A 24,045-nucleotide genomic window follows, 5' to 3' on the forward strand; every position below is an offset into this window, starting at 1 on the left:
CCTATAGAAAGGGGCCAGGATATTATAGTCAGTTTTGCGTTACAGTAATAGTAGCATTGGCTTCAAACTCACCCGGTGTAACTTGTTCTTTGGTTTTCACCGGATAAGAGGTCAGCGACAGACTTCCATTCCCCTGATGTAAGGGCAATGGAACTTTGGTCTGGCCAAATTTTATTGCTTGTGTACCATTCATTAGCTTGATAGCGATATCATTTTTATCGCCGGGGATTAGCAGGCTGGCATCTGAACTTTCGTGGTTGCCATCAAAACTCACGTTTGCCGTTATGTTACTTTTATCGTTACAGACTACGTTCAAGTCCACGGGTTTTGGGATGTAATTTACCGGCTTAGTGCCCACGCTGGTAAAGTTATTTGATGTGATTGTTCCTAGATCAACTTGTATTACGGTACCGGCATTAACCTTACAAGATAAAGGGATCTTGACATCGCCTTGTAGTATCACTTCCGCTAATATTGGGCCCTTATCGATATGCTCCTTAATTTTAGAGCCTTTGATGACTGCGATAGTTGTGGGGGCAATATTCATTGTTCCAGTAAAAGGTTTAGCAATATATAAACTTACCTTACCCCACCCTCCGGTATCGAAAGGATAGCGCCCTTGCCCTGTATTGGGTCTGCATGAGGTATTTTCTGGATTACCGTTACTTTTCTCTTTAAAAGGAACATTAAAGAGCTTACCCTGTGAAACAGATCCATTCTGAATAACGAAAAGCTGAGTAGCTGCATAAAGATAGTCTTTGGCGTCTCCTTGAACACCATAATATTGCAGGCCCCCTACCTCCTTTTTAAACTCACCACTTGTCGTGGCAGTAAAATAAGTGAAACTGGATGCTGCTGTCCCCTTTCTGTCACAATCACAGAATCCATCATAGCGAGACTGAGGGAAGACGCCTTGATCTTGTAATATGGTTCCAGCCAGATTGTTATCACTATTTATGTCACCGGCTTTAATGGTGACAATATGTTGTTTTACACCGTTGTAAGATTCACATACACCCAAACCGCCAACGACGGCAGCATAGGAATTTGCGATGCCAAAAAGGCAGAATAGGCCACAAAGTGACGAAATCGTACCGAATTTTCTTATTTCACTCATTGAATATATCCCTTATTCTTTGATCAAATGCATTGTTCGGTTAACGACAGAATCCCGCTGGCCGCTGATGTTTTCTCAGGTACCTGATAACTGGCCGAACATTGTTGATGAGCCTCTTTTCCCCATTGCACCCGCAGTTTGCCGCTTTCGACTAAACCGGTCAGAAAGACTTCACCACGATCGCCGACAATAGCCAGATTGTTGCGCTGCTTATTTTCGTCGACCACTGTTGCGCCAAAAGGCACCGGACCGTTGGGGCGCTGTAATGTCATTAGTACGCGCTGGCCTTTATCAACGTCAAAATGCGCACGTACCAGTGCACCGCGAGTAGGTACAACGTTTTTGGTCGTGGTTAACAACTCAATATCGTCCGGCAGGCTGTCAGTTTGCAGACGAATAGTATTCTGACGGTAAGGCATAACATAAGGCACTATGGTATAACCGCGGTAATCGGTCGCCACCCCCGACTGGCTGGCTACCGCAATCCCGGCGGCCTGGGGGGTTTCAACCAGAACGCTGGTTTCACCCAGGTTTTGGCTGAGCGTAATGCCATTTTCATGACCGACCAGCGCGCCTTCCAGCCCATAGTTAATGCTACGTTGGTTATGACCGTAATTATAGCCACCATTGATGGTGCCATAAGTACCGCGGTAGCTTGAATTTATGCCACCATAATTCTCTTTGTTAGCCGTTGAATAGCCTTGCTGCATTGACCAGGACAATTTGTCATTTAACGCCAGTCCGCTTAATCCGGCATTGTGGATCATTCTGCCGTTGCTGGTACTCATATTGTAATTGCTATAAATACGAGATTGACGCCAGTCAAATGGAACACTGACATTAAGTGAAATCAGACGATCATTATTATAAACTTTTTCTTTTCTATTATTACTGTAGGTATTTCGGTCAAGTCGGTAAGCTAAACCATAACTGATCTTCTGCCAGCTGTTGTTATAGCTTACGCCCAATGATGTAGTTCGGCTTTTTGCTCCCCAATAATCCTGATTCATATAGTTGATACTTATGCTGCCAGCTCCCTCCCACAAACCCTGACTGATTGTAAATTCCGTACGATTACGGCGGCGATCTGCCTGGTAATTTGAAAGGGAGTCCTTGCCATCGTAGCTATCCAGAACTTCAGATAGGCTGTAATAGCCTGCGGTTGAATAGCGGTAGCCCGCAATAAGAATATTGGTTTTAGAATCTACCAGGTTTTTGTTGTAACGTACCCGCCAGGACTGGCCGTTGGTTTTCTCGCTATTTTGCAAACGTGACCAGGCTTGAGTAACGTCTACCGACAACGCCCCCATAAGACCCATATTTTTGGCGATACCTAATGCCAGCGTTTGAACTTTACTTGCCGCCTGGAAACCACCAAAGGTCGTTAATCCCCAAGGCATACCGTAACCAAAAGTGGCCTCTGAAAACGGGGTTTTTGCAATATCATGGTTATTGTTACGGTACTGGCCGCTGGTTACGCTATATTTCAGATTTCCTTCACGCTGCAACTGCGCCACTCCCGCGTAAGGAATAATCATTACCTGTTCACTGCCATCTTCTTCTTTAATAGTGACCGTTAAATCACCGCTGGTGCTGGTGGGGTTCAGGTCATCAATAACAAATTCGCCAGGTGATACATATTTTTGTGCAATAGTGTAGCCGAGCTGGCTAACCGTAACCTGGGCATTGGTTCTGGCTATGGCGCGAATGGTTGGCGCATAACCACTCTGGCTATCCGGTAGCATCGATTGATCGGTATTGAGCTGGGCACCGGTAAATGAAACGCTGTCGAATATTTCCCCCGAGGTAAAGCTTTGTCCCATCAACAACTGGCTTTTTATTGCCGCGATATCTCGTTGTGCGTATGTGTAGGCTGATTGCCACGACTGCTCTTTACCACCCATTGCACGGCTATAACTACTGTAATTACGCAATCGCCAGGCACCTAAGTTCAGCCCTGGGCGCAGGTTAATATATTGTGAATCATTATTGCTATTTTCACCTTGCCCTGTCTGTATCCAGCGGTTACTACCGCTAACGGCATAGTTCAAAAGAAATGCAGGGATACCGGCATCCCACTTTTCCGGCGGTATATATCCACGGGCCTGGGAATCCAAAGCTACCAGAGGAATGCTGATGTCCAGGCGCAATTGATTAAAATTAAACATACTGCTGGCATGAGGGATCGCCGTGAGATTGGCACATTGCTCATTAAGTGCGCTCAGACTTGTTTGCTTGAGCGCCGGATAGTTATCAACTTTAACGCCCATACCCTTCAGACTGTCGATAGTGATGCAGGGTAGTAGGGTACCGTCATCAGTTGCTGTCGGTAATAAATAGAAATAGACGTCCTGAGTCGCTAAAAATGTGGTGTTTAAGTAAACATCAACACGATAGGTTCCTGGTGCCTGACCATTTTCTTTATTAAAAATAGATAAATCAATCTCATTTGATGATTGCGCTGTGGTTTCAATAAAAGCCGGGTTAAATATGCCTGACGAATAGGCAAGGGCAGAGTAAATTCCGGCAGACAGAGCAATTGGACCGATTATTATTTTTGTCAATAGAGAAAATGGGAAGGTTTTTTTTCTCGTTCCATTATATTTTTTCATTCACTATATTCCTTTAATGTGAATGCAATAAAAGAAAACTTTATAAATATTTAAACTTTTATAAATTCACGTTATTGACGGTTTCCACACCACCATAATCATTGATTGCTTGCCAACTTAACACCATGCCTGTTATGTTGTTTTTTGCTGATACGGCAGGCAAGTTATAGCGATGAGATGAGTAGGGTGGCAAAGTGTTGATTGTTGTCATTTCTAATTCAATGCCATTTACTTTTACATAATTGAAGTTGATATAATAAGGCGAGTCATTTGTTGCTTTAACGATGTTGCCTTCCCGCTGCCATTTTAGCTTTTTACTGGCCTCGATAGACGAGCCCTCAAGTAGTGCTTTCGGTCGGTAAATTAATTTAATTTGATTTTTAATAGCAATAATCAGTTTGTTTTTATTATCATTTTCCGTAGATGGGATCCCTTTGACATTTAACCAAAATAAGGATTCTCGATCCTGCGGTAACGTATTTTGTAACTTTATAATGCGCAAGATATTTTCTTGGTTGCCATTTAATTTAAACAACGGAGGGGTAATGATAAAGGGGGATTTATCATTAGTACCCTGCGTGGTTTCTATCCAACTTTGCACTAACATCGGGGAGTCATCGCTATTAGAAACCCGTATAGAAGACTCTTTGACATTATCTTTGTAAATGACTCGGGTTCCACCAAGTACGACTCCTGCCTGTGCAGGTACGGCAAGAGTAAAAAATAAGCTGGCAACCAACAGTACAATAGTTTTTTTCATTGCATCCTCATGTTTAATAAAACCCGTCTTTTAGCAAGGCGGGTTTTTATTTTCCCTAATGCATCATATGGGGGAGTACCGATAAGCGTCGGCTACCCTATGACCAGGGGGATTTCTGCTATCGCGACTTACTTGTAAGCGATAGTAAAATCAGAGGTCACATTGGCATCACCCGGAGTGACCTTGTCTGTGGTAGATACATAGTTGGCTGCCAGAGTAATGGTTCCGGATTTGGAGCTTTTATCGATAGGGAACTTTTCGGAGTATTTCATTGCCGGGATCAGGTTTCCTGTACGGCGATCGGTAATCCCCAAACCAATACCTTTAGCATTGCCGGCACCGGCTGGGATGGCAATCAGCTTGGGATTAACGGCATCCGGCGCTGCCTGAAAGTTTATCCATACATTTTCCTGTGCCGCAGGGCAATTTGTTAATTTTATGTCGAAAGCGATAGTTGGAGCGCGGTCTCCCGCCACCGTAAATGCTGAAGTTCCAACAGTACCGAGAGTAACAGTTTGTTTTGCATCGTTGGGGTCAACTGTACAGGTCTGGTCTGTTACTGCACCCTTAAAGGTAATTGTTCCATCTGCGGCCATTGCCGTTCCAGAGAAAAACGCGGCAGAGGCTAATATTATCGCTAATGATTTTAATTTCATTTAAAACTTCCTTTTATAAAGAGATTTTTATTTTCCATGTGTGCTAACAAACAACAAAGCACTGCAAAACCAATAAAGTGAAACTTTGAACAGGCAACAAAAAACGCGCATTGATTGAGATGGGAATCGTTTATTGTGCTGTTGTTATTTTCAGCGGGGAGTAGATTATTGTAATTGCTGATGTATATCAATATTAAACCCCATTTTTTCTATGAGTTAACACTGATTTTAAGATTTCATTTTATTGAGGAAGGTTTATTTAATGATGATTACATTGTAATTATTTGATGTTAAAGGGGTTACTTTGTTTAACTATATTTATAGTCATAGAGTGGAATGTAGTCTGATTAATTTGTGATGTTTATTTATTTTTAATTAGCGATGATTTTTGAACGTTTTTTGTCCGTTGATAGTTTGTTTTTTTATTTACCCCTGACTGCTGGTTTTATATCTCAGCCGTCAGGGTTTATTATTTTATAATAGATTAGCTTACACTCTTATTTTATTCGTTATTTAATACCACCTGATGTTCAAATTCTTTTTCACAGTATTTGCATTGTAAATGCACATCACCCTGGCGATTTTTTACCGCGAAACTTGAAGTCACAGGTTCAAAACGACTAATGCAGTTGCCATTAGGGCAGCGTAATACGCCTTCAATACGATCTGGCAGCGTAGGCATAAGCTTTTTCACGACTTGATAGTCATCAATACGGTTCACCGTTGCCTGTGGTGCATAGACAGCCAGCTGATTGACCTGCTGTTCGGTGAGAAAGGTATTTTCAATTTTGATGATATCTTTACGGCCCAACTCATTGGACGGTAAATTCAGGCCGATGGTGATGCGTTGCTCGGTCTCGGTCAGTTTAAACAGAGACAGCAGCTTAAAGCCTACCTGTGCCGGAATATGGTCGATTACCGTGCCGCATTTGATGGCCTCTACCTGTAGTTTGTTATCTTTAGTCATGGCATCTGCTCCTTATTCGGCTGTTTCTGCATTCAATACTAACGCCAGCAATGCCTGACGTGCATAAATCCCGTTACCTGCCTGCTGGAAGTACCAGGCGTAAGGGGTGTGATCAACATCGGTGGTGATCTCGTCAATGCGAGGCAGTGGATGCAGCACTTTAAGATGAGGCTGCGCGCCGGCGAGGTCGGCGGCGCGTAAAATAAACTGGGCTTTTACATTGGCATATTCAGAGGGATCGAGACGCTCTTTTTGTACCCGGGTCATATACAGAATATCCAGTTCCGGCACCACTTCATCAATGCTTTCATGCAGGCTGTATTCAATGCCTTTCTCATCGAGCAAATTAAGAATGTACTCCGGCATGGCCAGGGCGTCTGGAGCGATAAAGTAGAACCGGTTGCCGGAGAACTTGGCCAGCGCCTGCGCCAGACTGTGCACGGTACGGCCATATTTCAAATCACCCACCATGGCGATCTTGATATTGTCGAGACGTCCCTGGGTTTCCTGAATGGTAAACAGATCCAGCAGTGTCTGTGTAGGATGCTGATTGGCACCGTCACCGGCGTTAAGGATCGGTACGCCGCCGGAGAACTCCGTTGCCAGACGTGCAGCCCCTTCCTGCGGGTGGCGCATCACAATGGCATCGACATAGGTACCAATCACCGAGATGGTATCTGCCAGGGTTTCCCCCTTTTTACCCAGCGAAGTATTGCTGCCGTCGGCAAAACCGACCACCGAGGCTCCCAGACGATGCATCGAGGTTTCAAATGACAGGCGCGTGCGCGTTGAGGCTTCGAAAAAACAGCTGGCGATCACTTTATGTTTCAATAACTCAGGCTGTGGATTGGCTTTCAGGCTGGCGGCGGTATTAAGCACCAGCTCAAGCTCCTGGCGGCTGAGATCGTTGATTGAAATAATGTGTTTTTGATACAGCGGATTAGCCATTGTCGCTCTCCTTAACGTTATCCCCTGTCGGGGAACGGTGATGACAGGTTGTGCATAACAAACCTGGTGTTCGGCCGATAACAGACAAAAAAAAGCCCCTCAACGAGGGGCCTGCTGCGATCGATTAAAAATTGGCAACGCCATTGGGAGAGACAACGACAACGGGCTACCCACAGGTTCTGGGTTGGGTGAAGCAGCGAAGCGCAAGCTGGTGTCGTTCATATCATTCTCCCGGCAAATTGGTGCGCATTATACGCGCGCCAATGCTGCCTGCAAGGGGTTCTTCCTGACTTTTCGAGCGACTACGCAAACGATTGGCAACGGGGTTTTCTTAACGACGAAACAGACGTTTGCGCCAGCGCCGCAGTCGGCCCAGACGTTGCGGGGCTTTTAATTTATGCTCGATCCAGACCACCTGCCAGGGCTGTAGCCGCATCTGCCCGCCAAAGGCTTCGCCGCTAATCAAGTCCTTGCCTTCCACCGCCAGTTTAAACGGCTGTGACTGGCTGCTGATATTAAAAATACAGGAGATACGGTTTTCTGTTTTCGGATCGTATCTCTCCAGAGCAAACAGGGAATCCCCCAGCTCAAATACCCGCTGTCCGGCCTGTGGCGAAAAAGCCGGGCGTGAACGGCGCAGCGCGATCAGTTTTTTCAGCCCGTTAAACACCTCGGCGCGCAGCGACCCTGACTGAGTCAGCGCCTGCTCCACGCTATCGAGCGTAAGTTTTTTGCGATTGATACGCCGGTTGATCCCCGACTGATGCATGCCTTCGAGATCGTTTTCGCTGCCCAGCAGACTGTGAATATAGAGCGCCGGCACGCCAATAAATGACAATAGCAGCGCCTGGGCCGCCAAAAACTTGCGTACTTTGATTGCTGTACTGTCATCGGCTTCGGTAAGGGCGCTGAGATAGTTGATATTCAGTTCATAGGGGGAGTGGGTGCCGTCACCGTTGTCTTTATAGGAAACGCGTCCCTCTTTGCGCTGTGTTTCCTGCGCCATATATTTGCGTTCTTCATCGCTGAGAAAGGTCTCGGTGGGACGTAAACCAATACCGTCATGGCTGGCGAGGAAATTATAATAGGTGGTTTTCGGGTAGTGCGCTTCGGCATTCAGCCCCTGGGCCCACTTGGTCAGAACGCGGGTATCCTGACGCAGGAAGGCATGCAGCGTTAAAGGCGGTAGCGCAAACTGATAGACCATATGGGCTTCATCGCCTTCGCCAAAATAGCTGATATTTTCATGATGAGGCACGTTGGTTTCGGTGATCAGCCGGGTACCCGGGATCACTTCATCGAGAATGGTGCGCCACAGTTTGATGATGTTATGCGCCTGCGGCAGATGAATACAGCGGGTGCCCAGCTCTTTCCAGATATAGCCAATGGCATCGAGACGAATCGATTGTCCGCCGCTGGCGGCGTATTGCAGCAGCACATCGATGCTCTCGAGCAACACCTGTGGATTTTTAAAATTGATATCGATCTGGTCTTCGCTAAAGGTGGTCCACAGATAAAGCTCGGTGCCGTCGGCTTTGATAAAGGGCGTTAGTAAGGGCGAGGCGCGCGGGCGCACAACCCGGCTGTAGTCCAGCTCTGGACTGGCGGCGATAAAATAGTCGCGATAGTAGGGTTCGTCGTTGATATAGCCTTTCATCCAGGCGCTGGAGCGGGAAATATGATTAATCACGCAGTCAAACATCAGATTAAAATGCGCCGAAAGATGCTGAATATCACGCCAGCCGCCAAGATGTTCGTCGATCCGGCGGTAATCAATAACGCTAAAGCCGTCATCTGAGCTGTAGGGGTACATCGGCAGAATATGGATATCGCTGACGATATCGCTTAAATACTTGTTGGCGAAGTGGTTGAGTGTGGCCAGCGGGGCCTGATCGGATTTCGACAGGCTGTCGCCATAGGTGATCAGGTAGATAGTGGTGCCATCGACCCACTGCGTCGAGCGGTGTGCACCGTAGTTCCATTTTTCACCGAGATGAAGGATTTTTTTGATCAAATCACCAATATGTTCTTTGGGATAGACCCTGCTTAGCAAGCTTTCCAGGCGAAGCACAAACTCGGGATTCACAGCCGCCATAACCGCTCCTTTTTATATCGCATATAAAAAGGTTAGTTGAAAATTGCTGCGCATGAAGGGGAAAAGGGGCAGAAAAGAACGCAATTGGCCAAACTGCCACCGGCCAAGCCCCCGGGATAACGGGGGCTGGTCGAACGGTTAGAGTGAGCCGAGGGTGGCGACCATAACCGCTTTAATGGTATGCAGACGGTTTTCCGCCTGATCAAAGACGACACTGTGGGTTGACTCAAAGACCTCGTTGGTCACTTCCATGCCGCCCGGCAAATCGTACTCTTCGGCCATCTGACGGCCAAGGGTGGTCTGGTCGTCGTGGAAAGCCGGCAGGCAGTGTAAAAACTTCACCTGCGGGTTACCGGTTTTGGCAATCATCGCCATATTGACCTGGTACGGCCGCAGCAGGGCAATCCGTTCTTTCCAGGCAGCCTTGGGTTCACCCATTGACACCCAGACGTCGGTATACAGGAAATCCGCGCCTTTGACACCGATATCAATATCTTCGGTCAGCGTGATATTGCCGCCATGTTGCTGCGCCAACTGCTGGCAGTTTGCTACCAGTTCGGCATCCGGCCAACAGGCGGAAGGGGCGACCAGACGCAGATCCAGTCCGCATAACGCGGCGGCTTCCAGCAGTGAGTTACCCATATTGTTACGGGCGTCGCCCAGATAGGCCAGGCTCATTTGTGACAGCGTTTTACCCGGCAGATGTTCCTGCATGGTCAACAGGTCGGCCAGCAGTTGGGTGGGGTGAAACTCGTTAGTCAGACCGTTCCATACCGGGACACCGGCATGGGCCGCCAGGGTTTCGACAATATCCTGACCAAAACCGCGATATTGAATACCGTCATATATTCTGCCCAGTACCCGCGCGGTATCTTTCATTGATTCTTTATGACCAATCTGGCTGCCGCTTGGGCCAAGGTAGGTGACCTGCGCCCCCTGATCATAGGCGGCAACTTCGAAAGAGCATCGTGTGCGGGTCGAGTCTTTTTCGAAGATGAGCGCGATGTTTTTCCCTTTTAGATAGGGTTTTTCGCTGCCATTTTTCTTGGCAGTCTTGAGGTCGGCAGCAAGTTGCAACAGGGATGTCATTTCTGACGGAGTAAAATCCAGCAGCCTGAGAAAATGGCGTTTACTTAACAGACTCATCATGTCTCTCTCCAAAGCCTAGCTATTAGGCCCAACAACGTTCACCTCGACGCCTTGCCAATGGTGAAGTATTCAGGTCGTGTAATGAATTAAAATTCAATTTATATGTATGAATATGCAATTACAACCCCAAAGTAAAAACTTTATCGTTTATCCTTGTTCTACGGCAAGCGGCAGGAGGATTGCCTGCTTCCCCTTGCCACCTCACGGCAACGTAATTATTTTGGGTAATTAGTGGAGGCAAGCCGTCTGCTGTGTGAAAATAGCCGCTAAACGTCATATTGATTGAGGACCGAGGCATGGCAAACCGTGAATTGCTAAACGAACAACGTGAAGAGACCCGCTTAATCATCGAAGAGCTGTTGGAAGATGGCAGTGATCCTGACGCGCTTTATACTATTGAGCATCATTTATCCTCTGAGAAATTTGAAGTTCTGGAGCGTGCTGCAGTTGAAGCTTTTAAACTGGGCTATGAAGTGACCGATGCTGAAGAGCTGGAAGTCGAAGATGGTTCAGTGGTGATGTGCTGTGATGTGATCAGCGAAGTGGCACTGAACGCCGAGGTTATCGACGGCCAGGTAGAACAGCTGGTGGCGCTGGCTGAAGCCAATGGCGTTAACTACGACGGCTGGGGCACCTATTTTGAAGATCCAGACGGCGAAGATGGCGAAGAAGGCGACGACGAAGAAGGCGAGTTTATTGACGCTGACGACGACGGCAAACGCCATTAATTGCTGACTATGCCCGTGTATTCGATCAGCAAGACGACTTTGTCAGTGGCATAAAGTCGAATATGCGGGCTTTTGTCAGCAAAAAACAGTCTATTACAATGTCTTCAACATGGTGACTTCGCAGTCAACGTGTCCGGTGCTGCCCAATGCTCCGGCGATATGTTCAAAACCCAGACGTTGATAGAGCGCAATCGCCTGCGTCAGGCTGGCGGTGGTTTCCAGATAACAGCGGGCAAAGCCCTGTTCTTTGGCAAAGCTCAACGCCTGTGACGCCAAACGTCTGGCCAAACCCTGTCCACGCAGGCTGGGCAAAAAATACATCTTCTGCAGTTCGCACAAATCTTCCGCTTCACCTACCAAAGGCGCAACGCCCCCGCCACCGGCTATCTCGCCATTGAGTTCAACCACCCAATAGGCGCAGCGAGGCTGGCTGTAAGTCTCATACAGATGGTCGAGATTGGGATCGGCCACGGTATAGCCTTTATCGGCGGTTAAGCCAAACTCCGCCGACACCTGGCGAATAACCTGGGCGATGGCGGCGTTATCAGCGGCAGTGATAAGGCGTACCTGCACTTGTTGTTGGATCGGACTACTAACGGCTGAAGTCATAACGATTGCTCAAAGCCTGAAGTTGAAAGTCTCCGTCGTCGTCTAGCTTGCCTGGCTATAAAACAAAGCAGCAAACTCAGTGACTTTGGATAGCGTGTATTGCATTTATCGCATTTAATACCGCGAGCGGCCATCTTTTGCAATGCGAAAAAAAACGGCGGAGCTTGCACCCCGCCGTTTTTTAGCCGATTGCATCGCCTGAATTACAGCGCGGCGATGGTCACTTGCTGTTCCTGGATCTTGATCTTGGCTTCTGCAAAGGCTTGCAGCCTTTCGCGTTCTTTGGCGACGACCGCCTCAGGTGCGCGAGCCACAAAGCCTTCGTTGGACAGCTTGCCTTCAATGCGTTCCATTTCGACATCCAGCTTGGCCACTTCTTTTGCCAGACGTTCCAGCTCGGCGTCTTTATCGATCAGACCGGCCATCGGGATCAACAGCTCAGCACCTTCTACCAGCTTGGTGACCGACATTGGGCCTTTATCACCGGCAGGCAGCAGGGTAATGGACTCCAGACGTGCCATTGACTGAATAAAGCTCAGGTTCTGCTCAACGCGACGCTGGGCTTCGACGCTTGCTCCGCGCAGCAGCAGTTCCAGCGGTTTACCCGGTGCAATGTTCATCTCGGCGCGAATATTTCGTATCGCGATAATCGCCTGCTTGATCCACTCGACGTCGGCCAGTGCCAGTTCGTCGGCTTTCTCTGCGCTATACGCCGGGAAAGGCTGCAGCATAATGGTGTCTGCCGTGATGCCTTTCAGCGTTTTCACGCGCTGCCAGATGGTTTCGGTAATAAATGGAATAATTGGATGCGCCAGACGCAGCAGACCTTCCAATACCTCAACCAGCGTATGACGGGTGCCGCGCAACTGCGCTTCGTTACCACCGTTCATCACTGGTTTGGTCAGCTCCAGATACCAGTCGCAGAACTGGTTCCAGGTGAATTCATACAGAATGGTTGCTGCCAGGTCAAAGCGATAAGTGTCCAGCGCTTCGCGATAGGCTTTAACCGTACGATTGAATTCGGCGAGGATCCAGCGATCGGCCAGCGACAGTTGCAGCTCGCCACCGTTGAGACCGCAATCCTGATCTTCGGTATTCATCAACACAAAGCGGCTGGCGTTCCACAGCTTGTTACAGAAGTTGCGGTAGCCTTCAAGACGCTTCATATCCCAGTTAATATCACGACCGGTTGACGCCAGTGCTGCCAGGGTAAAGCGCAAGGCGTCAGTACCGTGCGGTTCAATACCGTTCGGGAACTGTTTTTCGGTACGCTTGCGAATTTTTTCTGCCAGCTGCGGCTGCATCATATTGCCGGTACGTTTTTCCAACAGGTCTGCCAGCGAGATACCGTCGATCATATCCAAAGGATCGAGCACGTTACCTTTGGACTTGGACATTTTCTGTCCTTCGTCATCGCGGATCAAACCGGTCATATAGACGGTATGGAATGGCACCTGCGGCTTGCCGTCGGCATCTTTGACAAAGTGCATGGTCATCATGATCATGCGGGCGATCCAGAAGAAAATAATGTCAAAGCCGCTGACGACGACGCTGGAAGGGTGGAAGGCTTTCAGCGCTTCGGTCTCGTTTGGCCAGCCCAGTGTCGAGAAGGTCCACAGGCCTGAAGAGAACCAGGTGTCCAGTACGTCTTCATCCTGATTCAGTACCAGATCGGCACTGAGGTTGTTTTCGCGGCGCACTTCTTCTTCGTCGCGGCCAACGTAGACGTTACCTTCGGCATCGTACCAGGCTGGAATGCGGTGACCCCACCACAGTTGACGAGAGATACACCAGTCCTGAATGTCACGCATCCAACTGAAGTACATGTTCTCGTACTGCTTGGGAACAAACTGGATATCGCCTTGCTCTACCGCTTCGACCGCAACCTTGGCCAGCGGCGCCGTGCGCACATACCACTGGTCGGTGAGCATGGGTTCAATAACCACACCGCCGCGATCGCCGTAAGGTACGGTCAGATCGTGAGGTTTGATCTCTTCAAGCAGGCCCATTTCGTCAAAGGCGGCGACCACGGCTTTACGCGCCGCAAAACGCTCAAGACCACGGAACTGCTGCGGGATCTCATTGCTGCAGGCCGTGCTTTCTTCGCCTTTGGTGTCAAACACTTCGGCGCTCTGACGAATGTCGCCATCAAACGTCAGAATGTTGATCATCGGCAGGCCGTGACGTTTGCCGACTTCATAGTCATTAAAGTCATGGGCCGGGGTGATTTTCACACAGCCGGTGCCTTTTTCCATATCGGCGTGTTCATCGCCGAGGATCGGAATACGGCGACCAACCAGAGGCAGAATGATCTCTTTGCCGATCAGATCCTTATAACGTGGATCTTCCGGGTTGACCGCGACGCCGGTGTCACCGAGTACGGTTTCGGGACGGGTGGTCGCCACGACCAGATAATCTTTACCGTCGGCGGTTTTTGCGCCATCGGCCAGCGGATAACGCAGGTGCCACATGGAACCTTTGGACTCGCGGTTTTCCACTTCAAGATCGGAAATGGCGGTGCGCAGTTTTGGATCCCAGTTCACCAGGCGTTTGCCGCGGTAAATCAAGTCTTCTTTGTACAGACGAACGAAAACTTCGCGAACGGCGTTGGACAGGCCTTCATCCATGGTAAAACGTTCGCGCTCCCAGTCTACGGAGTCGCCGAGACGGCGCATCTGGCGGGTGATGGTGCCGCCTGATTCCGCTTTCCATTCCCAAATCTTGTCGATAAAGGCGTCACGACCGTAATCTTTACGGGTCTTACCTTCTTCGGCGGCAATTTTGCGCTCGACAACCATCTGGGTGGCAATACCGGCATGGTCGGTCCCTGCCTGCCACAACGTATTTTTGCCCTGCATACGCTGATAGCGGATCATGGCATCCATGATGGTTTGCTGGAAGGCGTGACCCATATGCAAGCTACCGGTAACGTTCGGCGGCGGGATCATAATGCAAAAGCTTTCCTGGCTGGTATCACCATGTGGCTTGAAGTAGCCCTGTTGTTCCCAGTGTTCGTAAAGCGGTTGCTCGATATCTTGCGGGTTATATGTCTTATCCATTTCGCTTCGTTAGTCTGTAGTCGTTGTATTGACGGCAGGCGGTGTCGCCGTGGTCAAATTGAAGCCGACGCTGCGATAGGCTTTATAGCGTTCGCGCGCCAACTGCTTTAAAGAATCTTCGTAAGGGACGAAGTCTACCACTTCATGGAAAGCGGTGGCAAAATCTGCAAATTGCCCAAGCAGGCTAATCAGCAAGTCTCGCGGCGCATTCCCACGTTTTCCGGGCCAGCAAAGCTCGACGGGGGCACCAAATTTCGGGCCTTCTCCTGCCAGATTATGCGGCACAAACTGGTTGGCATCGCGTTTCCACAGCGCTTCATCCAGACGTTCTGCCTGCTGTTGATCCTCACAGGCCAACAGTACCCGCTGGCCTGCACGGTAACGCTCGGCGGCAATCTGGCAGGCTAACGCCTCATGGCTGCTGAGTCCGTCAATACCCTCAGGCGAGTCGAGAAGAAAGAAAGTAGCCTGTTTCATGGATGTCTTCCGTAGCAATAACGCCTCCCATGCCTAGGTGGCAGGGAGGCGTTGTCCGGCTGACGATTAATCGTCGCCGTTTAGACCTGCGCGATTTAACAGGAACTGTGACAACAAGGAAACAGGACGTCCCGTTGCCCCTTTGTTTTTCCCTGAGCGCCAGGCGGTACCGGCAATATCCAGGTGAGCCCAGTTATACTTTTCAGTAAAGTGCGACAGGAACATGCCAGCAGTAATGGCACCGCCAGGGCGGCCGCCGATATTGGCCAGATCGGCAAAGTTTGACTGCAGTTGCTCGTCGTACTCGTCGCCCATCGGCAAGCGCCATGCACGATCACCCGACTGCTCAGAAGCCGCAATCAGCTCATGGGCCAGCGGATTGTGGTTCGATAGCAGACCGGTAATATGATGGCCCAGCGCGATCACGCAGGCACCGGTAAGGGTAGCGACATCGATAACCACTTCGGGATCAAAACGCTCCACATAGGTTAAGGCATCACACAGTACCAGGCGGCCTTCGGCATCGGTATTGAGCACTTCAACGGTTTTACCCGACATGGTGGTCAGGATATCACCAGGACGGTAAGCGCGACTGCCCGGCATATTTTCGCAACCGGCCAGTACGCCTACTACGTTTAACGGCAGCTTTAATTCGGCAACCATACGCATAACGCCGTAGACGGTGGCCGCACCGCACATATCGTACTTCATTTCGTCCATATCCGCGGCGGGTTTAATGGAAATACCGCCGGAATCGAACGTCAGGCCTTTGCCAACCAGCACGATCGGCTTAGCGTCCGGATTGGGATTGGCTTTATATTCCATCACCGACATCAGGGATTCATTTTGTGAACCCTGACCGACCGCCAGATAAGCGTTCATTCCCAGCTCTTTCATCTGCTGTTCGCCGATGACGCGGGTGGTAATGTGGGTGCTGAAGGCGTCGGCAAGTTGGCGCGCCTGCGACGCCAGATAGGCGGCGTTACAGATATTTGGCGGCATATTGCCGAGATCTTTCGCTGCCTTGATGCCGGAAGCAATGGCCAGACCGTGGGCAATAGCGCGATCGCCGCTATTGAGTTCGCGACGCGTCGGCACGTTGAACACCATTTTACGTAGCGGACGACGCGGCTCGACTTTATTGGTTTTCAACTGGTCGAAGGTATACAGCGACTCTTTGGAGGTTTCTACCGCCTGACGAACTTTCCAGTAAGTATTGCGGCCCTTGACGTGAAGCTCGGTGAGAAAGCAAACGGCTTCCATAGAACCGGTGTCATTGAGGGCGTTGATCGTTTTTTGGATCACTTGCTTATACTGGCGTTCGTCGAGTTCGCGCTCTTTACCGCAGCCGACCAACAGGATACGCTCGGACAGAATGTTTGGAACATGGTGCAGAAACAACGTCTGGCCCACTTTTCCTTCCAGTTCACCGCGGCGGAGCAGGGCGCTAATATAGCCATTGCTGATCTTGTCGAGCTGTTCAGCCATAGGGGACAGACGACGTGGTTCGAATACGCCGACGACTATACAGGCACTGCGCTGTTTTTCCGGGCTACCGCTTTTTACACTGAACTCCATGCACTCTCCTGAATCTTAAAGACAAAGCCGGGGGGGACGGATAGAATGGTGCGTCCGTAACACTCTCCCGTCATTGATGTAATGACCTGTGTTAACCTATACGGCGTAGAAATTTTATTTTGGCGGCTATAAGCATCTTCCTATAGGACACCCCAATTCTCGGTGTTGTAATACTATTTTAGCTGTGAAGGTTGCCATATGATGAGAAAAAATGACGGATTAGCGATGAAACTATCGATTTTCCTGCAAAAAGACAAGTTTTCACAGGCGTATTCAGCGTGATCATCATTAGATATCTGGTTAGGGAAACCTTCAAGAGCCAAATTGCGATCCTGTTTATTCTGCTACTAATCTTCTTTTGTCAGAAATTAGTCAGAATACTGGGGGCGGCAGTTGATGGCCAAATCCCGACAAATTTAGTCCTTCAGCTTCTTGGGTTAGGTATACCCGAGATGGCGCAGCTTATCCTGCCACTCAGCCTGTTTCTCGGGTTACTGATGACCCTGGGTAAACTTTATACCGACAGTGAAATTACCGTGATGCACGCCTGCGGATTGGGCAAAAGGTCACTAATCGTCGCTGCCATGCTTCTGGCTCTCTTTACCTCCGTTTTTGCCGGTATTAACTCTATCTGGCTCGGTCCCTGGTCTTCCAAGCATCAGGACGAAGTACTGGCCGAAGCCAAGGCCAACCCGAGTATGGCGGCCATGGTCGCCGGGCAGTTTACCCCTTCGCAAGACGGTAATTCGGTGCTGTTCGTTGGTAATCTTCGCGGCCAGGAATTTCAGAAAGTCTTTCTGGCGCAACTGCGGCCCAACGGCAGTCAACGTCCTTCAGTGGTAGTCGCTGAAACCGGTCATATGGATCAGCGCCCTGACGGCTCGCAACAGGTGACCCTGGATACCGGTACCCGCTACGAAGGCACCGCGCTGCTGCGCGATTTCCGCATAACCGACTTTACCGATTACCTGGCAGTGATTGGCCATCGCGCGGTGGTGGCTGGGGTCGGCGAAGCTGACCAGATGAGCATGACAGCGCTGTGGCAGTCGAAAGCGCTGGATGCCCGCGCCGAGTTCCACTGGCGACTAACGCTGATTGTTTCGGTATTTATTATGGCGCTGATGGTGGTGCCGCTTAGCGTGGTCAACCCTCGCCAGGGGCGTGTGCTGAGCATGTTGCCAGCCATATTCCTCTACCTGATTTTCTTCCTGCTGCAAAGCTCGCTGCGTTCCAATGGCGAGAAAGGAAAACTTGATCCAATGATCTGGATGTGGGTGACCAATCTGCTTTATCTGGCGCTGGCCGTGGCTCTCAATATTTGGGATACCTTGCCGGCTCGCAAGATCCGCGCGCGTTTGAAAGGAGCGGCCTGATGTTTGGTGTATTAGACCGCTATATCGGACGAACTATTTTTAACACCATCATGATGACCCTGTTCATGCTGGTTTCCCTGTCCGGGATTATCAAGTTTGTCGACCAGTTGCGTAAAGTCGGCCAGGGCAGCTATTCCGCTCTGGATGCCGGCCTGTATACCCTGCTGAGTGTACCCAAAGATATTGAAGTGTTCTTCCCAATGGCGGCCCTGTTGGGTGCGCTGCTCGGATTGGGTACGCTGGCGACGCGCAGTGAGCTGGTGGTGATGCAGGCATCGGGCTTTACCCGTATGCAGGTGGCAAGTGCGGTGATGAAAACCGCTATCCCGCTGGTATTTCTGACCATGGCCATTGGCGAATGGGTCTCCCCACAGGGAGAACAGATGGCGCGTAACTACCGTGCGCAGCAAATGTATGGTGGCTCGCTGCTCTCAACGCAAAGCGGTTTGTGGGCTAAAGACGGCCATGACTTTGTGTTTATTGAACGCGTGGCGGGTGATAACCAGCTCAACGGCGTGAATATTTATCACTTTGATAATAATAACAAACTGCTTTCCGTGCGCTATGCCACTTCTGCCCAGTATCAAAACGGCAGTTGGCGTTTGTCGCAGGTTGACGAGTCGGTATTGAGCAGTCCTACGCAGATCACCGGTTCGCAGACGCTGAGTGGCGAATGGAAAACCAATCTGACGCCGGATAAGCTCGGCGTGGTGGCGCTGGATCCGGATTCTCTGTCGATCAGCGGTTTATATGACTACGTGAAATACCTCAAGCAAAGCGGTCAGGAGGCAAAACGCTATCAGTTGAATATGTGGCGTAAAATTTTTGCTCCGCTCTCTGTTGCCGTGATGATGCTGATGGCGCTGTCGTTTATCTTTGGTCCGCTGCGCAGCGTGCCAATGGGCGTTAGGGTGGTTACTGGTATCTGCTTTGGTTTTGTCTTCTATGTGCTTGACCAGATCTTTGGTCCGCTTAGTCTGGTTTACAGTATCCCGCCGCTATTGGGTGCTATATTGCCGAGCGGCCTGTTTATGGTGATCAGCATTTATCTGCTGCTAAAACGCAGTTAGCTAAATCAATAAGCAGAAGTCGTAAAAGAAGCAGCTCAATGGAGCTGCTTTTTTGCTTTCTATGCCCCTGATTTTCCAGGTCTAGATTTCGTTATTTCGTACCAGATCGGCGACTAACTCGTTGACCCCGTCACTCATATTTTTAAACTTGCTCAGCTCTGAGCGGGTCACCACAATAAATACGCCGACACCACGCTGCGGCACCATCGCAATATAAGTAATAAAGCCCCCGCCCCCGCCGGTTTTTTGGATGATCAGCGGCAGTTGCGGCGTGGGTGCCATTGTCACCCAACCCATCCCTAGTTCATAGGCGGGACCTGGCACATCCATGCCTTTTAAAGACACCAGATCGCTGCGTTTAAAATACATTTTCTGCGCCATGGCAGCGGTTGCCGTGGGCTGACCCAATGGCGAAGGCAGGAACTGCTTCATCCAGCGCCCCATATCCGCCGGTGTTGAATAGACCCCTCCGCTACCCGCCGCGGCCGAGGTATTCAGACAAGGACTGGGGCGCAACCCTTCCATCAACCGCGCACACTGCGCTGGCGTTGGCGTATAGGTGGTATCTACCATACCGTTTGGCTGGGCGATCACTTCACGGAACAGCTGTGTATAGGGTTTGTGTGCCGCCTCGGACAGAGCATCGGATAACAGATCAAAGCCCAGGTTGGAGTATGCAGCGTAGGAACTCGGTGGCTGCTTGATTTTGGCACTTTGCAGCCAGCTCCAGCGCTCGCTGCGCGTTGGCCAGGTAAACACTGCGCGATGCGCCACACCGCCAGGCTGTTCGCGCGGAAGCCCGCTGGTGTGGGTTGCCAGGTTTAATAAGGTGATCGGCGACGCGGGACTGTAATAAGGGACAAAGGCGTTGCCCGGGGCGTATTTCCGCAAAGGATCGTTAATGCGTACCGTGCCTTGTTCCGACAACTTGACCAGTACTTCGCTGGTCATCAGCTTGGTAAGGGAGGCAATGCGGATCAGCGAGTCTTCACGCGGGCGCAGATTGGAACCGGCACGGGTTTCACCAAAACTGCGGAACACCTGCTGGTTATGGTCAATGACCACCATGGCCATACCCATGGCACCACTGCCGTAAAAAATATGTTCTGCGTGGTCATCCACCACCTGAGAAGCCAAACGTTGGTTTTGTGCCTGACTCAGCAGCGGAATGCTGGCACAGACCATGGCTAACAGAGAAAAAGAGAGTTTTTTCAACAAACCGACATCCATTCTAAAAGCAGTAAAGGGAAGAATAAATTTATCTTAATGTGATACGCCCGCCACCGCATGGGGAAATCGCGCCTTTAGCAAAAATTTACAGAAGCAGGTTGCCTGGCAGGTCTGGCGTTGAGTGATATATCGCCAGCGGAGTAAATATATCGTCAGCTTTAACTCATTCTTCGGCCTATAACGTCGGCTATTTTTTCTGCTAAATAAAATCTCATCGTTGTTATTAGAATGTTATTTAATGTTGCGCTGGTTAACTATTTATAGAGTGATAACCAGCAAAGAAAATAATAACGCCACGGATAGTTCCAATTCTGGATTATAAAATTTACACCTCGTCCTAGTATAGATTGTAATTAGTTATGTCTTTATGGAACTTATTAACTTGACCGTATTGGTGGCTAATGGTGCAAATTGATTAATTTTTGCTCTTATTGATATTTTAATTTTCCTGATATTACATTTTTAAATATTTTTGTATGAAAATTAACCTGTCGTTGCAGGCCAAAGTGTGAGCTTTGTCGCATTAAATGCTTCTCCCCCTACCACGGCTATGTTAAACATTTATGCGTGGTTCAACGCCATATCGCAGTTAAAACTAAAATAATATTGTTGGAGACAGGGTAATGCGCAATTTAAAAGCGCCAATCATCGTTGGCGGAGTTTTATTATCGGTGCTTTCGGCTAGTGCTCAGGCCGAAATCACAATTTTGGACAAAAATAAGCAAAGCGATTCCTTACTTGCACCGTTAAGTTTACAGGTAGGGGGCAGTATTCGTCCGGAGTGGATTTTTCAGAACACCGAAAATAAAACTCATGGCGATTCAAGCGGCCATGATGGCGGCACACGTTTCCGCTTTAGCGGTGACTATGCATTAACCGATCATACCTCAGTGATCGGCATGTATGAGCTGGGTGTGAATATGTACCACCTGCTCGATATCAAGTCCGGTTATACCGAAGGTTCCGACCTGCTGAAAAAGCGTAAGTTGTATTACGGCTTTAAAGACGATCGTTACGGTACCTTTACCTTTGGTAAGCAGTTCAGCGTTTACTACGATCTGGTCGGTAGCAAAAGTGACGTCTGGGATAACGACGGTCAGGCAGCTGGCGAAGGTGTAGGTCTTCAAGGTGACTATGACGGCGGCAACCGCCCGATGAAGAGCTTTAAGTACACTAACACCCTGGGTGATTTCACTCTTGAAGCCGCTTACCTGTTGCCAGAAACCGAATATGCGGCTTCTGACGAACTGCATTACCGCCGTGACGGTGGCGCTGCGCTGGGCTTTGATTACGCTATCACCAAAACGCTGACCTGGAGCAACGTCTATAGCCTGACCAATGCTCGCATGAAAGACAGCGAAAACGATCAGAAACAATACCATCAGCAGACCACTGCTACCGCCTTGACCTGGCAGCCTGGCGCCTGGTATCTGGTTGCCACCGGCAACTACTACAATAACTACGTGCCAAGCCATCAGAGCAACGTTAATCAGGATAACTACTTCGCAGGTAGCGGTTACGGCGTAGAAGGCTTTGCCGGTTACACCTTTACTCTGAGCAAAGAGTATCTGAAATCTGTCCAGCCTTATGTGGCCGCAGATTCTCTGAAACTGAAGGGTAACGAAAACTACGAAGCCAACCACGTTTATCTGGGTACCGCCTTTGACTTTGGTCACCATTTGTCGCTGTATGTTGAACGTACACTGGCTAATGCACCAGGCCAGTCAGATATCACCGCAGTAAGCTTCTACTACAACTTCTAATCGCCGATTGCTGTTACAGCATATCGCGATAGCTCATAAGGCCAGTGCAGCAATGCACTGGCCTTATGTTTTTATGGCAGGCCTGTTGCGGCTCAAGGATATGTTGGCATTTTATGGGTTATTGAGGGAGTTGCGCTGCTATTTTGCTGTATTTTCAAGCGTTCAGCGGTTTTATGCCGGTTTTTTCAGCACTTGGCATAAGATTGCAGGGATAACTATTGCGTGAGCAGACGGTAAAGGTATAATGCACCCGTTTTCCGCATACTACTTTCTGTGCCGAAGTGGCGAAATCGGTAGACGCAGTTGATTCAAAATCAACCGCCGCAAGGCGTGCCGGTTCGATTCCGGCCTTCGGCACCAAATAGTAAGTATGAAAATCAAGTCACCTTAGGGTGGCTTTTTTTATGTCTGGAATTCAGTCATCGCAAGGCTCCTCTCGCTTTTTCAGTCAACATAAGTCAACCTGATTCAATCTACATCAACTTACTGATGCGGGTACAAATGCGGGTATATCCCGGTTCGATAATGTTTGTACCCACACAGAACCCTTGAAAGGATATTCAACATGGCTCTGAGTGATGTGAAGGTCCGTACTGCCAAGCCAGAAGCAAAAGCCTATAAGCTTACTGACGGCGAAGGAATGGTGTTGCTGGTTCATCCCAACGGCTCCAAATACTGGCGGCTACGTTATCGTTTTGGCGGTAAAGAGAAGATGCTGGCGTTGGGGAAATACCCTGAAGTATCACTGGCCGATGCTAGGATACGACGTGACGAAGCCCGTAAGCATTTAGCAAATGGCATCGACCCTAGTGAGAACAAGAAAGCCGTTAAAGTAGAGCAGGAGCAAGAAGCGGTAACTTTTGAAGTAGTAGCCAGAGACTGGCACGCCAGCAATCAGAAGTGGTCTAAGTCGCACAGTGACCGTGTTCTTAAAAGTCTGGAAGATAATTTGTTCGATGCGATTGGTAAGCGAAATATCGCAGAGTTAAAAACCAGAGATCTGCTTACATCGATTAAGGCCGTGGAGATGTCTGGACGTCTTGAGGTGGCGGCACGTCTACAGCAACGAACAACAGCAATTATGCGATTTGCCGTGCAGAGCGGTTTAATCGATTACAACCCCGCACAAGAGATAGCCGGTGCAGTTGCTACGGCTAAACGATAGCATCGCGCTGCGCTAGAACTTAATCGCATTCCTGAACTACTTCATCGCATTGATCACTATTCCGGCAGACCGTTAACCAGGTTGGCCGTGGAACTCACTTTGTTAGTTTTCATCCGTTCAAGCGAGCTACGTTTTGCCCGCTGGACAGAAGTGGATTTTGAAACAGCTATGTGGACGATTCCGGGCGAGCGTGAACCGCTGGAAGGAGTTAAACATTCGCATCGGGGCTCAAAGATGCGGACTCCACATCTTGTACCCTTATCCCGACAAGCTCTCGCCATTTTGGAAAAGATCAAAAGCATGAGTGGAAACCGAGAACTGATTTTTGTGGGCGATCACGATCCGCGTAAACCCATGAGTGAGAATACGGTGAACAAGGCACTGCGGATGATGGGCTACGATACGAAGGTTGAGGTTTGCGGTCATGGTTTCAGGACTATGGCATGTAGTTCGTTGATTGAAGCGGGATTGTGGTCGAAGGATGCGGTAGAGCGGCAGATGAGTCACCAGGAACGTAACTCTGTGCGTGCGGCTTATATTCATAAGGCCGAGCACCTAGGGGAGCGCAGGCTAATGCTGCAGTGGTGGGCGGATTTTCTTGATGCTAATCGGGAGAAGGGGATTAGCCCGTTTGATTTTGGGAAGTTGATAGTTATTTAAAAACCAATAATAGCATAGATAAATATAAA

The 24,045-nt window shown here is 49.4% G+C and carries 17 protein-coding genes, 1 tRNA gene and 1 pseudogene; 6 read left to right on the forward strand and 13 right to left on the reverse strand.

Features of this window, described 5'->3' with window-relative positions; genetic code table 11:
* Positions 1-28: 28 nt before the first annotated feature.
* The 8 genes from GW590_RS17550 to argF all read right to left on the reverse strand — a co-directional run bounded on the left by GW590_RS17550 (position 29) and on the right by argF (position 10,301).
* Entirely contained in the window at positions 29-1,117 is a 1,089-nt protein-coding gene (locus GW590_RS17550) for a fimbrial protein (RefSeq protein ID WP_169404371.1), read from the reverse strand.
* Positions 1,118-1,140: 23 nt separating this feature from the next.
* A complete protein-coding gene (locus GW590_RS17555) occupies positions 1,141-3,729 on the reverse strand; it encodes a fimbria/pilus outer membrane usher protein (RefSeq protein ID WP_169404372.1) in 2,589 nt (862 codons plus the stop codon).
* 58 nt (positions 3,730-3,787) lie between these two features.
* A complete protein-coding gene (locus GW590_RS17560; protein WP_169404373.1) occupies positions 3,788-4,489 on the reverse strand; it encodes a fimbrial biogenesis chaperone in 702 nt (233 codons plus the stop codon).
* A gap of 128 nt (positions 4,490-4,617) precedes the next feature.
* On the reverse strand, positions 4,618-5,145 hold the full coding sequence (locus tag GW590_RS17565; protein ID WP_169404374.1) for a fimbrial protein: 528 nt from the start codon (positions 5,143-5,145) through the stop codon (positions 4,618-4,620).
* Positions 5,146-5,647: 502 nt separating this feature from the next.
* Positions 5,648-6,112, reverse strand: coding sequence for an aspartate carbamoyltransferase regulatory subunit (gene pyrI, locus GW590_RS17570; RefSeq protein ID WP_169404375.1), 465 nt, complete (start codon positions 6,110-6,112; stop codon positions 5,648-5,650).
* Between the two features lie 12 nt (positions 6,113-6,124).
* Complete coding sequence (gene pyrB, locus GW590_RS17575; RefSeq protein ID WP_169404376.1) at positions 6,125-7,060, reverse strand: aspartate carbamoyltransferase; 936 nt, start codon at positions 7,058-7,060, stop codon at positions 6,125-6,127.
* A 331-nt stretch (positions 7,061-7,391) separates the two neighbouring features.
* Entirely contained in the window at positions 7,392-9,155 is a 1,764-nt protein-coding gene (locus GW590_RS17580; protein WP_169404377.1) for a sugar phosphorylase, read from the reverse strand.
* Between the two features lie 138 nt (positions 9,156-9,293).
* Entirely contained in the window at positions 9,294-10,301 is a 1,008-nt protein-coding gene (argF, locus tag GW590_RS17585) for an ornithine carbamoyltransferase (protein WP_169404409.1), read from the reverse strand.
* A 299-nt stretch (positions 10,302-10,600) separates the two neighbouring features.
* Here argF and rraB point away from each other — a divergent pair, with 299 nt between their 5' ends.
* Entirely contained in the window at positions 10,601-11,032 is a 432-nt protein-coding gene (gene rraB / locus GW590_RS17590; RefSeq protein ID WP_169404378.1) for a ribonuclease E inhibitor RraB, read from the forward strand.
* Positions 11,033-11,125: 93 nt separating this feature from the next.
* Here rraB and GW590_RS17595 read toward each other — a convergent pair whose 3' ends face one another.
* The 4 genes from GW590_RS17595 to pepA all read right to left on the reverse strand — a co-directional run bounded on the left by GW590_RS17595 (position 11,126) and on the right by pepA (position 16,755).
* On the reverse strand, positions 11,126-11,641 hold the full coding sequence (locus GW590_RS17595; RefSeq protein WP_169404379.1) for a GNAT family N-acetyltransferase: 516 nt from the start codon (positions 11,639-11,641) through the stop codon (positions 11,126-11,128).
* Positions 11,642-11,844: 203 nt separating this feature from the next.
* Entirely contained in the window at positions 11,845-14,700 is a 2,856-nt protein-coding gene (locus GW590_RS17600) for a valine--tRNA ligase (protein WP_169404380.1), read from the reverse strand.
* Between the two features lie 9 nt (positions 14,701-14,709).
* A complete protein-coding gene (locus GW590_RS17605) occupies positions 14,710-15,177 on the reverse strand; it encodes a DNA polymerase III subunit chi (protein ID WP_169404381.1) in 468 nt (155 codons plus the stop codon).
* A 66-nt stretch (positions 15,178-15,243) separates the two neighbouring features.
* Positions 15,244-16,755: a leucyl aminopeptidase gene (pepA, locus tag GW590_RS17610; protein WP_169404382.1), complete on the reverse strand. Its 1,512-nt coding sequence runs from the start codon at positions 16,753-16,755 to the stop codon at positions 15,244-15,246.
* A 278-nt stretch (positions 16,756-17,033) separates the two neighbouring features.
* On the opposite strand from pepA, the gene lptF reads away from it, so the two are divergent.
* Both lptF and lptG read left to right on the forward strand, forming a co-directional pair.
* Positions 17,034-18,128: an LPS export ABC transporter permease LptF gene (gene lptF / locus GW590_RS17615; RefSeq protein ID WP_169404383.1), complete on the forward strand. Its 1,095-nt coding sequence runs from the start codon at positions 17,034-17,036 to the stop codon at positions 18,126-18,128.
* Positions 18,128-19,198 (forward strand): LPS export ABC transporter permease LptG, encoded by a 1,071-nt coding sequence (lptG, locus tag GW590_RS17620; RefSeq protein WP_169404384.1) that lies wholly within the window; start codon positions 18,128-18,130, stop codon positions 19,196-19,198. Before lptF ends, lptG begins: the two co-directional genes overlap by 1 nt.
* An 81-nt stretch (positions 19,199-19,279) precedes the next feature.
* Here lptG and ampH read toward each other — a convergent pair whose 3' ends face one another.
* On the reverse strand, positions 19,280-20,428 hold the full coding sequence (gene ampH / locus GW590_RS17625) for a D-alanyl-D-alanine-carboxypeptidase/endopeptidase AmpH (protein WP_169404385.1): 1,149 nt from the start codon (positions 20,426-20,428) through the stop codon (positions 19,280-19,282).
* A gap of 623 nt (positions 20,429-21,051) precedes the next feature.
* Here ampH and GW590_RS17630 point away from each other — a divergent pair.
* From GW590_RS17630 to GW590_RS17640, 3 genes and pseudogenes are all read left to right on the forward strand, one after another.
* Positions 21,052-22,191 (forward strand): porin, encoded by a 1,140-nt coding sequence (locus tag GW590_RS17630; protein ID WP_169404386.1) that lies wholly within the window; start codon positions 21,052-21,054, stop codon positions 22,189-22,191.
* Positions 22,192-22,466: 275 nt separating this feature from the next.
* Positions 22,467-22,551 (forward strand) — tRNA-Leu (locus tag GW590_RS17635).
* A gap of 205 nt (positions 22,552-22,756) precedes the next feature.
* Positions 22,757-24,016, forward strand: a pseudogene (locus tag GW590_RS17640) (tyrosine-type recombinase/integrase).
* Positions 24,017-24,045 lie beyond the last annotated feature (29 nt).

The organism is Rouxiella aceris (genome assembly GCF_012933545.1).
In the GTDB taxonomy this organism is placed as follows: Bacteria; Pseudomonadota; Gammaproteobacteria; order Enterobacterales; family Enterobacteriaceae; genus Rouxiella; species Rouxiella aceris.